Origin of the sequence: Nocardia vulneris, from assembly GCF_001613425.1 — a bacterium.
GTDB classification, from domain to species: domain Bacteria; phylum Actinomycetota; class Actinomycetes; order Mycobacteriales; family Mycobacteriaceae; genus Nocardia; species Nocardia vulneris.
In genome coordinates this window covers 1-13,209 of sequence record NZ_BDCI01000054.1, presented here as the reverse complement: position 1 = coordinate 13,209, position 13,209 = coordinate 1, and the positions used below count along the sequence as shown (strand labels likewise).

Below are 13,209 nucleotides of genomic sequence, written 5' to 3'. Positions count from 1 at the left end.
GTATCAGCGGAGGTAAAATACCAGGTCACTCTAGGAATTGCCCGTGTTCCCCAGGGTGCCCTAATAACCCTCCCTTGCAGGGCTTTTCGCCATCCGTGGTGTTCCTTAGGAGTCCCCCGGCATCGCTACGGATCGCCCCAAAGTGACGGACAATCCTCCGGAGGATTGCCCCGAAGCTCCCCCGTTCACCCCGCAACGAGCACCAGCCGCCGCCGCGTGTCGCTACGGGACACGCCAACGACTTTCAGCCTCCAGCGTTCACGCGGCAAACCCACCGGCTGGTCCTTCGATGTGGCTCAACTCACAAGGAAGTGACACGTTGCACGCGGCACAAGCCCCCGGCTTTGGAGCCGGGGGCTTGTCTCGTCTCGTGCTGACCTTTCCTCCTGCACGACAGCCGGGATACCCTACGCGGAGCATCGGGACCGAGGGGGGATGTCATGGCCAAAGCAACCGCGCTGAAGGTCTCTGTAGCCATCGTGGCAGCAGTCGCCATAGCGCTTGTCGGGGTGCTGGTCGGCACCAGGCTAGGAAGCGACAAGGCCGAAGGTTCTGTAGCGACTACCGAGTACTGGCAGACGCAGCCCGGCAAACTGGATATGCAGAGCCAGGCCCGGAATGCCATCAGTGATCTCGCAGTACGCCGGGGCGGAATAGCTTCGGGCTTCGGCGAGACGAAGTACGGACAACTCACAGTCATCATGTCGGCAGACATCACCCAAAAGGGCGAGACAGCCCGCCTGTGGTTCAAGGTGTCGTTCGCTGCGGGCGAAGACTCTGTGATGCGTCTCGGCGAGCCCGAAAGCGCCCTCACAGAGGCCGAACTCTAGAAGACATAGAAAAGCCCCCCAGCTTCAAAGCTGAGGGGCTTTTTGGGTTTCAGTGGTTACTTGTTCGCCGCTTCGTAGGCTTCCATGATGTCGGCCGGAACGCGTCCCCGGTCGCTGATCTCACGATCCTTGAACTTGGCGTCTGTCTGCATCCACGCGCGGATCTCGTCCCGAGAAGGGCCGTCCGCCTTCTTCGCAGGGCTTCCCGGCTTCGACCCGCGCGCCGGATTGCGTCGACCTGCACCGCCACCGAACATGTACTGTTCATCCTCGGTAGGACGCCGGGCGGCATCGATCAGCGGTTGGATCAACTTCTGATACTTGTCCCTGTTCTTGATTCCGAGATCAATCACGTACTTGTCGCCATCCCACATGAACGGCAGCGTTCCCCCGAGTCCTTCGGTGATGTCTTCACCGGTGATGTCATCAACAAGGATTACCTTCTTCGCCATAAGCGAAAGAGTATCGGAATGAATTCCGTGGCAGCAAGCCACATACGATCACGCGTTAGTGACTGGTGCGACTACACCTGCTAGGGCTGCGGCCATACGTTCGCTCCCCTTGAAGGACGGATGGATAGTGTCTGTGGTCATGTCGGCAGGCAATGCCGTTGCGTCAACCGTCATCCGCATGACTGCATCCATGTCGACCAACCCGGCAGCGCCATACGGCAGCGAGGCAAGCCATTCGTTGGCTGCGATCCGGATAGCGTTCCCCGTCGAAGACCGGGGGAGGGTCGAACAGTAGTAGATCGGCCGATCGCCGATCACTGAACGAACCTGGCTGACCAGGGCCGAAATATCGGACTGGTATTGCGCCAACGTGCGTCCGTTCTGGAAGTCGTTGCTTCCTGTGGCGATCACTGCCCCGTCGAACTTCGCGCCTGCCAGGTCGAGGCGGGCGAAGAACTGGGGGAACTGGGCCGGAAGGTACTGGCCTGTCTGCATGCCGGACAAGGAGATGTTGCAGACGAGCGCGTTGTTACGCGCTGCCCACTGGTGCGGGTATGCCTTCCAGATCGGTTGCGGTACCACTGAAGCGTTGGTGGTACCTCTCGTGCCTACGACACCTTCAGCGATCGAATCGCCGATGAAGAGCCACGCCGAACGAGTGGTGACGCATTCGTACTCGATGACGATATCGAGCGGGATACCGGCAGGGATGGACGAACCGGCCGTGACGGTCGGATCAAGCGCTGTAGTGACGTTGCTCCAATAGAAGCACTCGCCCCATGTGTTTTGCACGGACGTACTTGACGCGACCGTGTACCCGATCGCAAGGAGATGGTCTTTACCCGCTTGGAACTGTAGGGCCGGGTCGGTGATCCATGGCAGCGCCCAATACGAGCCGTCGCCGGGGATCGCGAAGTCAGCGCTGATGAGGGTTGTAGCGGAGTTGCCGACGAAGCCGCCTGTACGGGAGGTTGTTCCGCTGCCACTCGTGACGCGGGCCGCTTCCCCGAACTTGATGCCCTTACCGGTCAATCCGGTTTTGGCCGTGCCGGTCATTCCGTAGTTGCGGAGCCGGACCCGCCAACGGGTAGACGACACAGGGACTTTCACCGATGTACGGATTCCGGCTTGAGTGTTGACCGTGGTAGATGTCCCTGGGACAGATCCGTCCATGCCGCCGTTGCAGTACGAGATGATCCGGGTGACCTTGGCCAGTCCTGTACCTGGTTCGCCCTTGTCGCCTTTCGGCCCTTGTGGGCCTTGTGGTCCGGGGTCGCCTTGCGGGCCTTGTGGTCCAGTAGCGCCGGAGGTGCCGGTTGATCCGGTGTCACCTTTCGGGCCTTGCGGTCCGGTCGGCCCTGTATCGCCTTTCGGACCCTGTGTGCCGGTCGCTCCTTGTGCGCCTTGCGCTCCGGCCGGTCCGGCGTCGCCTTGTGGCCCTTGCTGCCCTGTCGCGCCGGTTTCGCCTTTCGGCCCTGCGGGGCCTTGAACGGGTGTCCCTGCATTTTCTGGAGGCCACGAAACTCCGTCGTAGCGATAGAGCCGTCCAGCGGCCAACCAGACAGCCCCGGCAGGAACACCGGATACCGGCAATTCCCCGTACGTGGGGACCTGTCCCGCGATGGAAAGGCCGTCGCCTTGCGGTCCCTGCACGCCTGGTGAGCCAGTATCGCCCTTGTCGCCTTTCGGTCCTTGCGGGCCTTCCGGTCCCTGCGGGCCGGTATCGCCTTTCGCGCCTTGTGGGCCTGCCGGGCCGGGAATCGACATAATCTTATCGACGGGCCGACTGGGGGCACCGATGATAGATCCGTTGGGTTTATCCAGAAACGACAATGCGGGATTACCGCTTGCCGAGAAGCCACGTAGTCGCATATCAGCCCTGCCTTTGCACAAGTCCGAGCGCGATCGGATATCCGCCCGCCGTCTCGCCTTGCGGTAGAAATACGAGCTGCCACCGCGTTCGAGCCGGAATCAGGTCGGCTAACTCAGACTCGACTTTCAGATTGGCTATCGCTCCACTGATCACAAATGACCATTGGGTCTTTGCGGGTTTGGTGTCGAACTCGAAGAAGAGAGTTCCGGCAGGAAACGGGATAGGTTGGCCGCTGGTGTCGATGTGTTCGAAAGACCAGGAGAAGTCACGCCCGACTGTGAGCATGAGCACGAGTGGATCTAGCTTTTCGCCGATGATTGCCATGGTTATGCCTTTAGAATCCGATACCGGAGAAGAAGTCGACTGAATCCCACGACAGGGAGTCATTGAAAGGCGTTCGCGAAACTCGAAGCCCCATGTAAGAATTAGTCGCAGGGACGACGCTGGAAACGTTGGCCGCGTACAGTTGTCGTTCGCCGTTGATTTCGACCCAAGCCCAGTCGCCCCACGCGCTGAACGTGATCCGGTCTCCGGGATTAGTCGCCACATTGGCATAGGAGTACAGCGACCATGTTGGGTTTGTCAGAGAGCCGGACATTCGAACGATCGAGATTTGATCCGAGAAGACCAAGCAGGCCAAAGCCTGCGTGCCTTCGGCATTGGATCGCAAGAAGATTCCTGCGGATGCGTTGGCGTTCGGTGGGTCAACATTGCTGCTGACGACGGCGGTCGCCCGCTGATACCCGGAGGTGATGCCGCTATCGCGGATGATGGCCCGATGACCGTCCGAACCGCCTGTTGTCGCGTAGCTGCCGGAGTAGATTTGTCCGGCCGGATCGAACACGCTCCAGCCGTTATCGACCTGGCCGTTCGGCCGGTTGAAGTCGTCGGCGAATCCTGGAACCCAGCGTTCGACGCCGGGGCAAGATGGGCGGCGGTCGTACACGTTCGCCCACTGATAGAGGGCCGATGCAGTAGAAAACTGCATGAGGTTCATGCCGCGCCGACCGGGGCCGGTAAAGAAAACCGAATTCAGCATGCCTTGACACGCCAGGATGCCGTTAATCCAAACGACCGCGAACCGGTCATCTTCCACCCACACTTTGAGCGTGAGAGGCACTGAACCGTCTAGCGGAACAGGAGAGCTAGCCGAAGCCACGTCGTTAGACAAGCTGGTCATGTTGGCCCATTGCTGAATACGGACGGAATCCCCACCGATCCCCATGTGCATCAGCCGGATACCTAGCGTGTTCGTGAAATTCGGTCCGACGATGGACCAGTTCGGCATGATGAACAATTGCAAGAACTGGTCACCAGGCCCGAAGATCGGCCACTTGACTTGATATTCGTGCCCGTAGCACGGAGTGAAGGGCATGAACTCGAACGACACTCCCCCGGCTTTGGCGTTAGGTGCGGACGGGACAACCAGTTGATTGGAGCCGTCCAGGTATGGGGATGAGTCCATGTCGCCCCATTGGCCCCACGGTTGTTTAACCGGGAATTCGGGGCCGCGTTGGAATCCGTCGTAGTAGCCTTGCCACGCCAATGGCCGGTTACGGCCGAGGAGGAACATCAGCGTTCCATTATTCCGCTGATAGATGCGTCGGCGTGATCAGCCAGGGTTGCCCGCATCTGTTCCAGTACTCGCCGATTGCCAATCAAGCCCCGAGAGTCGGAGTCATCGAGTAGATGCCTAAGCGACTCCGGCTCGTGATTGAATCGGGCAATAGCCTCATCGAACCGAGGTAGGGCGCGTTCTGGAATCTCCAGGTCGAAAAGTAGATCGAGGGTTTCCACGCCGAAGGCCGCTGCCCATAGTCGTTCTTGATTCGGTTCTACGCGTACTTCTTCGGCACCCGCACCGGCACCGTATCTTGTTTCAAAAACCCTCATTGCATCACTCCGAATAAAAGAATTTGAAGTACTACGGGCGCGACTGAGCCCGTTACTGACGTGACGTTGACGAAGATTCGTTCTCGACTGGATACCGCGATATTGAGGTTCGGCCAGTTGGCCCGAGTCACATTGGCTGCCAGTGTGTAAGTGCCGAGAACCGACGCGGTTGTTCCGGTCGCATCCCATTTCTTCAGCTCGAACGTCATTCCATTAGGCTGTGACAGCAAAGCGACGTGCATATCAGTGATAGTGCGAGTCAGCCCGCCCGGCACGTTTTGGCACAAGCCGATCAAAAGCTCGTTGACGCCGAGAACAACAGCAGCGCTCGCAACAACGAATTCCGCTTCCCAGTAAGACCCAAGAATCTTGGCGCTTGCGGCAGTAGATTCCGCTGACGCAGCTTTGTTGGCGGCTGCCTGCGCTTGGGTTACCGCCGTATCGGCTTTGCTTTTGGCGACATCTATTTCGGTGTATGCGCCGTCGATACGATCGCGGACATTGGTGCGGTGTGAATTTTGGGCCGCGACGAACGACGCTTTAGCGCCGTTTGTCACGATCGCGGCAACATTGTCTTTGTCGATATCTTGGCCGTACCGCCCGCCGAGCTGCCACGCACCATCAGGCTTAGGCCCGACTGGATAACTCATAGAACCTCATCGGGGTATTGCCGTCTCACCAACGCTCGAACATCCGCTTCGAACTCGGCGGATTGCTGACGCACTTCGCGGACATGAGTTCGAAGTTCCCGTGTCTCAGAGCGGTTGTCTCGCACTTCCGTGCGGACCTCTGAAACATCCTGTCGGAGTCCGCGAAGTTCCGACATGATGGAGTCCATGTCATCGCGGAGGTTGGTCGAATGTGTATTGGAGACTTGCTCTCTGACCTCTGCGAGATCTTCGCTGTGTTGCCTCTGGTTGGCGCGTACCCCGCGTGTAGCGAAAGCCGCAACGGCCCCGGTAAGAACCGGGGCCAGGACCCACAGCGCTATTACATAGTCGGCAGCGCCATCAGGGAGTGCATTCAACACTTACCCCCGGATCTGGAAAGCGCCGACCGTTTCGTCTACAAGGTCTTCGATCGCGTCGGCAGACTGCTCGATCAACTGCTCATTGCGAGCAAGCCACACACGGAAAGTCGTCAGAACAGCGACCACGGTTCCGATGCCACCAGCCCATGCAGCGGGCAATACTCCATCGAGCGACAGCAGCAGTGTCGCCAACATGAGGAGTCCGCCGATACCGGCTTCAACGGCTTTCAGATTGCGTGCAATCGTCTTACCCATGTCACTTGCCCTCTTTCAGATCGCGGGTGCCAGCGACCTTCACAGCGGCAGCAATGGCCGCCTGGAGGTCGTAAGCCGACCGGCCACCGCCCTGCGGGAATCCATCGAACCGAACCGGCTCACCCTTGGCGACGGCTTCACCAACGCCAGAACCGCCGATCTGATCCAGCAGCGCAATAGCGATACGCTCGACCCGTTCCAGGCGGGCATCCATGTACCGGATCATGTCCTCACGGGTCACCGGCTGATCGTTCAGATTCTTGATCAGTTCACCCCAGCTCAATTCATCATCTCCATTAATCGGCGAAGTAGTCCCCGACCACTTCGCTACGTAGTTTTCGAAAACATCCCAAGGAAAGCCGTCACCCACATCCGTGTGAGATCCGATCCCAAGGCAATCGGTCACGTATCGGTGATCCGAGATGCCTGCCGCCTGGAAATACGGCGGGGTGATCACCTGAATCGGAATGCCGTACTTGCGGCAATCCTGCACCGCGACATATGCGGCGATCTCGATATCGTGTTCGCGGGCCAACCAGTCGGCACGGCCCCATCCCGCACGAGACCCGGCAAAACACAGATTGATTGTGTAGGCGTTGGCATCCAGCACGGACCATGATGCGTAGTCGGTATCCACTACTGCCGCGAGAACGCCATCTCTCAGGGTGTAGTGATACGAAACATCGCGGCTACCATCGCAGTACCGCGCCAGGCCCTCAGCGCTCGAATTACCCTCTTCCGTATGAAGAAGAAAGTTGATCGGAGGACGAGAACGATTCGACCGGCCCCCGCCAGTCATACAGTCGATTTCGGAATACTCAGGCTTGTTCACAGGCAGACTTTCCCCGGCAGTCAGCCGGTCATAGATTTCTTGCGCTTCACTCATCCGCTCGTCATAGCGATCAGGGAAAGCGGATCGCTGAACTTGCTGTGCATACCAACCCGGCGTATGGGATTCGTTCATGTAGTCCAGGCGGGCTAGTGCCGCATAGAACATGCCTGCCGAACGTGCAGGGTCCATGCGGTCGGCTACTGTTCCCCACCATTCCGGCCGTTGCTGGAATAGCCCAGACGAGTTCTTGTCGTAGGACAAACGCTCGTGCGGGTACGTCAATGACTCGGGATCACGCTCATTCGCATACATGATCAAGTTGGACTCGACCAGCGCCGTACAAAGCGCGATGACAATTCCTCGCGGTGTGATCCCTCTGCGGAAACCTTCGTGGATGATCGCGAGTGCGTTTGCATCCTTCGACATGCGTCCGGTTGTGTTCATCAGACCCCCTTCCACTTCCTGAGAACCTGGTCCCGGCATTTCCCGGTCATCTCGGCAGCGATCACGCGCCGACGTTCGGCAGGCTTGGCCGCCATGAGGTACCCGTTGACTGTGGACGGAGAATGGTCCGAAGGATTGAAGATCTCTCCGGATTCCTCTTCGGCGTACTCGTTCTCTCGATACGCCGGAATCTTGTCCCCCAGCATTCCCGCGTGATATAGCCGTTCAGCGATCACCGCTTGTTCATGCGCGGTGTAGTCCAGAGGGTCGGGAATAGTGACTGGATCAGGCTCCGGATCGTCAATATCTACGATCTGAGCCGACCCGTTCAGGTAATGCTGTTGCCCGCGCCATGGAAGGCGGATCTTCTTGGTTTGCTTATCCGGATTGTGTTCGAATCCGAAGTCCCAGAGAAGCTGTGACAGCATCGCTCTGGCTTCCTCTTGAAGGATCAGTGGCGTACTGCCGTGAAACGGGATGTAGCCTAGCGCCCATTGAAAGATGAGCTTCGGGTCCGGTTCCCCCCCTTCGTCTGGTTGGCAGCTTTCATAGGTTGGGAACCGGGACAAGCTACATCACTCCTAGATCATGCAAGATGGATAGAATTTCTTGGAACTGTTCCCATGCCTTGATCACGGGATCATCCGGTTCTTTCTGCCCGATCGTGATTTCCCAGGAAGGCGCTTCGGTCCGGGACCATGACAGGGTCAGTTCGGATACCCGGTCAACGAAGATCTTTCCGGGCGGCATTCCGAGAATCGTGGAGCCGATACGGTCTCCGAGGAAGAAATGGCCGTGTCCTCTTTGGCCGACAATCCAGCCGCTAGCGCCATCTTGAACGGTGAGCTTATGGCGCGTTACCTCTCTGGATTGCCACCATCCGGTACGCATAGCCAAAAGCCAGGCAATCGTGTAGCCCGTATCCGCACCGTCCGCCCACCGCTCATGATAATAGAATCCTTGACGGCTTAGACGGGTCGCCCTGATTGGGTCGCGCCACTTACCGAACGCCATAAAAACATTGCTGTAGATAGGCTTCAGAATTGTGTCGGCGATTCCGCCCAGGGGCGGCACACCAGGAATAGCGGCAGCCAGATCGCCTACGGCCTGCACAGCCACGCCCAGCAATTCATTGACGCCTGGCATTGATTTCCCGCCGCCAACCACGCCCACATCTGTTGCCGGTTTCCACGAGAATTCCGAGGATGAAACTCCGCCGTTTTCGGTTTCGTAGAAGATGACACCGGGACAAGCAGGCAGGGTGCCTTTGTAACCTGGTGTCGAGTACTCGGGCGGGAAGTTCGGGTCTGGCAGGGTCCGCCTTGTGTCCGACATGGTCTTATCGGAGTCAGAGACAAAGAAGTCGGTTACGGCTTGGACCAGGCCGCCGAACATGTCTCCACCGAAACTAGTTCCGGTATTGAAGGCCGAAGAATCGATCAGATCCCAGACAAGGCAGCCGTTCTTGAGGTTAGCGCCCGGCCAGGGCGGCTCATCCTCACCTTTCAGATATCTTCGGCATTCCCACGAAAGTTGAGCGTCTGCTACTACCTTCTTCGAGACATCGTGAAAGTACTTGAAGCGCCCGTAGACAATGGCATTGACCGAGTTATCCGGAGTGAGATCAGGTTTGACGACTTGCGCCCAAGTCGACATATCGAAGTTGAACCACTTCGACAAATCAAGAGGGTTATCCGGAAGCGTCCAGATGGACGAATTCAACCGAATTAGATTCACCAATAGCGTGGTCTTCAGGCACCAACGCGCCCTTCCGAAAAGCACCCACAACTTTGGAAATTGCACCTCGGGAGGCAACAATTACAGGCCCTTCGCCCGCCGCCCCACCCCGGTTAAGAATGGGGCGGCGAGCAAAGGGGTTCGAGTACACCAACGTGTGTTTGGCATGCTCATAGTCATGCTTGAACAAGACTCGGACGAACCGCTTACCTTGCTCATCTTTGATCACTAGAAGTTCATCGATAGAGCCCGACCAGCGAGCCCCGTCCTTGTCGACAGTGAGGTGCACGTTCGTTGTCTGACGTGCGTCCACATCAACCAGCCACTTGGACAGGTAGTGGTTTAAAGGCAACTCCAACGTACCGATACCGGTATCGTTGTCGATGAACTGAAACTTGCCGTTGTATTCCTTCTTGACGAATCCGCGTAGATTGAAATCGCCATCCCACAACCGGACAAGAGGCGGTATCAACCGGCGCTCTTTGTCCGCCTTCAGGCGATCGGTTATCTCGGCGAATACGGCATCGAAGTCAATGCTCTCGACAACCGTAGCCATGGAATCCTTTCATCAGTCCAGGCCCCAAGGCCGTGACCAGTTACGCGGGCACCGCACTTGCACACCGACACCGGCCGGGGCATTCTTCACCGATACCGGCAACAAAGTCTCGGGAGTTCCGGGCGGAATCGGATACAAGAAGCGGATTCCGCGCATGCGTTGCCATGCCTGAGTGTCGATATCGGACACGACCTGATCGGCGTTCTCATCGGTATCGACCCGCAGATGTTCGCCCGCGACCAGTGCGGGCATTGTGATCTTTCTATTAGCGTGCTCAACGCCGCGTTCGAACCGATCATCTCCGAATGAGAAGTCCGGGAGCTTGTAGACGACGCCGGGATAAGCTTGGAGTACCCACTTAATCCACATCTCGGTATCTGTGGGATTAGAGACCTTCACGGTTCCGTCTGCCCATTCACCGTTCGTGGTGTCGGTAGTGCTCACCCATACGGCGGTCATGTCGTCTTCTTGCCAGCGTGGATAGCCTGCCGTGCCGGAGTAGATGACGTGCCCGTACTGGTCCTTGAACGGGTCTGTGTCGGGCGAAAAGTCCGGCGTCTTACTCAGACGTAGCCGGAGATACCGCAAGCCCCAATCGTCGGTGAGGCAGCGGAGCCGGGAATCTTTCTTATAGCTCCATGCCTTCCGGAAGTCTGAATCATTGCGTTGCCAAGACTGGTAGGGAGTCCCGATGGCCTCCACACCAAGGATTACGTCTCGTTTGTGAATCCTGATACCACCGAAAGTCGCACCGATCTGGTACGCGTAGCTGTTCCAGATCGATTCGGTCGGTTCGTCGTACAAACCCTCCGGGTTGGTGCCGAGGTAGATTCCTCTGTCTCCGGCACCTTCCCCGTGGATTGTCCAGATATCATCTGGGCTTCGCCATGACTCGAACTCGATTATGAGTCCGCTAGGCAAAACCTATCTCCTTGTGTATGTCATGGATTGGCGTCTTTGCTCGACGCGGATTTGTTGAACCGCGCTGGACACATCGGCAGTCGTGATGTTGTAGACCGGCCGGAGACGCATGTACCGCTCTAGGTCTTGCTCGGTCAGATAGCCTTGCGGCTGGTTCAGCTGAGACCCAGCGAAATCCTGAAGCTGTTTAGGCGAATTGAAGATGGGTTCAGGTGACGAAGAGAGGTTGACGGCTACACCGCCCGGAGGCAGCCATCCGCCCGTGTCGTACACGGCACCGGACTTCAGGTTTTTCACCCACTCCGGAATGTCTTTCTTCTTGTCGTAGCCGAGTTGGCCAAGGAACGCGTTCGCGTTGAACGTGCCGATATTCGACAGTGCTTGCGCGACTGTGGAGCCGGTCGCGGACTCGTCCGAACTCGACAGAGCTAGCGCCTGGTCCGCGATATCCCACCAATGAGAACCCGCAACCTGGTTCGGCAGTTGCTCTTTGAACGCGTCGAATACGGTGCCGACAACATTCGAAGCGAATGTCTGAAGGATGCCCTTCACGCTCTTTGGAGAGTTCGCAGACTCTTTCGCACCGCCGTTCTCAAGCTCTTCGATAGCCTCTTGAAGCTTGACATCCGCAAGTTGCTTATCCACATCCGATGACTCTGGATTGTCATAGACTTCGTTCCGGGATTCGTTGGCCTGCTCCACGGCTTGCAGCTTGGACGCATACGACTTCTCATCATCGCTGTACTTCTTGGACAATGCCGGGGCTTGCGGGGCAACACGGTTGCCGCCTTCGATCTGGCCTTGCTTATCGCGTTGATCTTGCTTCTTGACGACTCTGTTCTGAGCCGCCCGGACATCCAAGTCAGCCTTGCGCTTGTCGGATGCTGTGGACTTCTCGTCCGCGTAGACCTGGTCTCGCTTTTCCTTGGCCTGGTTCACGGCTTCTTCGAGCTGCAATAGCTCCAGCTCGTCTTCGTCATTCCATTCAATGACCTTGCCGCCCGCCGTCATGGAATCAATGCCCTTGATCAACGCGTTAGGTAGATGGAACTTGTACGGAAACTGAGAATCCGACGCACCCGCACGAGTACCGCCGATCCCGGACGTGCCATGGGCACCGCCGGACTCGACCGGGCGACCCGCGATAGTGGCCGCCATATGCTCCGGAGAGACACCGACTTGAAAGAGGGTGCCCGAAGGGCCAAGACCGGGTTGCAAACCCGCTGTAGCGCCATTCAGGAGGGTATGAGTGGTGTAGAGCCGCTTGACGACTCGACCGAGCCCCATAGCGACCTGTTGCAGAAATCCGACGAATCCCGAGCAGTCGAAATTGTTCGGGCCGATGCCGCCCCACTGGTAGGTGTGGCCTTCCATAGCCTGTGCAGCTGACACAGCTTCTTGAATGCCGAAAGGCGTTCCGCCCTTCGCGAATCGGAATCCGCCTGCCAGCGCCCGAGCCCTTAGGCCATACATCGCTTTGTGGCCGCCTGCCGCTTCGACTTCTGCGGCCGTCCACACGTGTTCGTCACGGGACAGCATCGCGGGCACCGAATCAGAAGTAGGCCCACCACTACCCCGGACTGCACCACCGATCGCATAATGCGTGTACCCGGACTCCGGCGAATACGCGGGGGCGCGGTTGCGGACCTCCGCGTCATCGATACCGCGTTGAATCCGCGTGTAGTTCTCGACAACCGAGAATTGCTTATCCGGGATCTTCAGGTTGATGATCTGCTGTAGCTCTTTGAGAACATCCGCTGTAGGGGCAGTAATCCGGAAGTATCCCGGTTTCCCGGTCACCTCTTCGACTTTGGCCTTGGCTTCTTCCAGCGCGGCAATGACCTGCTGTCTGCCTTCTTCTTTGATCGGAACAGTGATACCGGTCTGCCCGGTCTTCTGTGCCGCTTCGAGAGCCAGCATGATAGCCGTGAGCTTCTGATTGATCGGGCCATCGCCTTGCAGCGTCGCCAAGATACGCACTTCACGCGGAACCAAGTTGATAGATTCCGCAAGCGCATTGACTTGTTCGACGGTCAACCCGGTAGCGGTTGCCAGCGCTTCGAAAGACTTCTGATTCGCGGCTAGTGCCTGATCCAAGGCAGCAGTGTTACCAGTAGACGCAATCTCAAGCGTGGTCGCTTTGATATCGTCCAACGCCTTCTTGAGCTTATCGCCGTTCTCTGTAGCGGTGTTGATCTGACCGTCCGTGATCAGTTCTTCGCCGAACCCTTTGGACTTGTCCCATACGGTCTGTGTCGAGTCCGCGACATCACGCAATACCCGGTTGTATGCCTGCATTGCATCCGCGACAGCCACAGGCTTGCCGCTCAACGCCTCAAGAGCCCGCTTCAACGCATTCACGCGCTGATCGGCGGTAGCCGACTGA

General features: G+C 57.9%; 15 protein-coding genes. 1 reads left to right on the top strand and 14 read right to left on the bottom strand.

Annotated elements, in window-relative coordinates; genetic code table 11:
• Nucleotides 1–440: 440 nt before the first annotated feature.
• The gene (locus NVU01S_RS41040; RefSeq protein ID WP_043682827.1) at nt 441–830 is read left to right on the top strand and encodes a hypothetical protein; all 390 of its coding nucleotides are present in this window, start codon (nt 441–443) and stop codon (nt 828–830) included.
• 56 nt (nt 831–886) lie between these two features.
• Here NVU01S_RS41040 and NVU01S_RS41035 read toward each other — a convergent pair whose 3' ends face one another.
• From NVU01S_RS41035 to NVU01S_RS40990, 14 genes are all read right to left on the bottom strand, one after another.
• On the bottom strand, nt 887–1,282 hold the full coding sequence (locus tag NVU01S_RS41035; protein WP_043682825.1) for a histone-like nucleoid-structuring protein Lsr2: 396 nt from the start codon (nt 1,280–1,282) through the stop codon (nt 887–889).
• A gap of 48 nt (nt 1,283–1,330) precedes the next feature.
• Nucleotides 1,331–2,338: an SGNH/GDSL hydrolase family protein gene (locus NVU01S_RS44695; protein ID WP_052281445.1), complete on the bottom strand. Its 1,008-nt coding sequence runs from the start codon at nt 2,336–2,338 to the stop codon at nt 1,331–1,333.
• Nucleotides 2,339–3,155: 817 nt separating this feature from the next.
• The gene (locus tag NVU01S_RS41025; protein WP_043682822.1) at nt 3,156–3,479 is read right to left on the bottom strand and encodes an LtfC-like domain-containing protein; all 324 of its coding nucleotides are present in this window, start codon (nt 3,477–3,479) and stop codon (nt 3,156–3,158) included.
• 10 nt (nt 3,480–3,489) lie between these two features.
• Nucleotides 3,490–4,728, bottom strand: a complete 1,239-nt coding sequence (locus NVU01S_RS41020; RefSeq protein WP_156162008.1) for a hypothetical protein — start codon at nt 4,726–4,728, stop codon at nt 3,490–3,492.
• Nucleotides 4,728–5,048: a hypothetical protein gene (locus tag NVU01S_RS43930; RefSeq protein ID WP_156162007.1), complete on the bottom strand. Its 321-nt coding sequence runs from the start codon at nt 5,046–5,048 to the stop codon at nt 4,728–4,730. The genes NVU01S_RS41020 and NVU01S_RS43930 overlap by 1 nt, the downstream gene beginning before the upstream one ends.
• Entirely contained in the window at nt 5,045–5,698 is a 654-nt protein-coding gene (locus NVU01S_RS43925; RefSeq protein ID WP_156162006.1) for a hypothetical protein, read from the bottom strand. The genes NVU01S_RS43930 and NVU01S_RS43925 overlap by 4 nt, the downstream gene beginning before the upstream one ends.
• Nucleotides 5,695–6,078 carry a DUF2746 domain-containing protein gene (locus NVU01S_RS45565; protein WP_082032490.1) on the bottom strand — a complete coding sequence of 128 codons (384 nt, stop codon included), beginning with the start codon at nt 6,076–6,078 and terminating at the stop codon, nt 5,695–5,697. Before NVU01S_RS45565 ends, NVU01S_RS43925 begins: the two co-directional genes overlap by 4 nt.
• Nucleotides 6,079–6,333 (bottom strand): hypothetical protein, encoded by a 255-nt coding sequence (locus tag NVU01S_RS41015; RefSeq protein ID WP_052281444.1) that lies wholly within the window; start codon nt 6,331–6,333, stop codon nt 6,079–6,081.
• 1 nt (nt 6,334) lies between these two features.
• Nucleotides 6,335–7,609 carry a peptidoglycan recognition protein family protein gene (locus NVU01S_RS41010; RefSeq protein ID WP_167829471.1) on the bottom strand — a complete coding sequence of 425 codons (1,275 nt, stop codon included), beginning with the start codon at nt 7,607–7,609 and terminating at the stop codon, nt 6,335–6,337.
• The gene (locus tag NVU01S_RS41005; protein WP_063776081.1) at nt 7,609–8,178 is read right to left on the bottom strand and encodes a phage gene 29 protein family protein; all 570 of its coding nucleotides are present in this window, start codon (nt 8,176–8,178) and stop codon (nt 7,609–7,611) included. Before NVU01S_RS41005 ends, NVU01S_RS41010 begins: the two co-directional genes overlap by 1 nt.
• Nucleotide 8,179: 1 nt before the next feature.
• Entirely contained in the window at nt 8,180–9,391 is a 1,212-nt protein-coding gene (locus tag NVU01S_RS41000) for a Gp37-like protein (RefSeq protein ID WP_444980761.1), read from the bottom strand.
• Nucleotides 9,300–9,902: a Gp37-like protein gene (locus NVU01S_RS45185; RefSeq protein WP_244467567.1), complete on the bottom strand. Its 603-nt coding sequence runs from the start codon at nt 9,900–9,902 to the stop codon at nt 9,300–9,302. The genes NVU01S_RS41000 and NVU01S_RS45185 overlap by 92 nt, the downstream gene beginning before the upstream one ends.
• Nucleotides 9,903–9,914: 12 nt before the next feature.
• Nucleotides 9,915–10,823, bottom strand: a complete 909-nt coding sequence (locus tag NVU01S_RS42175; RefSeq protein WP_082032489.1) for a hypothetical protein — start codon at nt 10,821–10,823, stop codon at nt 9,915–9,917.
• A gap of 3 nt (nt 10,824–10,826) precedes the next feature.
• Nucleotides 10,827–13,209, bottom strand: a 2,383-nt coding sequence (locus tag NVU01S_RS40990) for an NlpC/P60 family protein (protein ID WP_507762152.1), incomplete at its 5' end; no start/stop codon positions are given.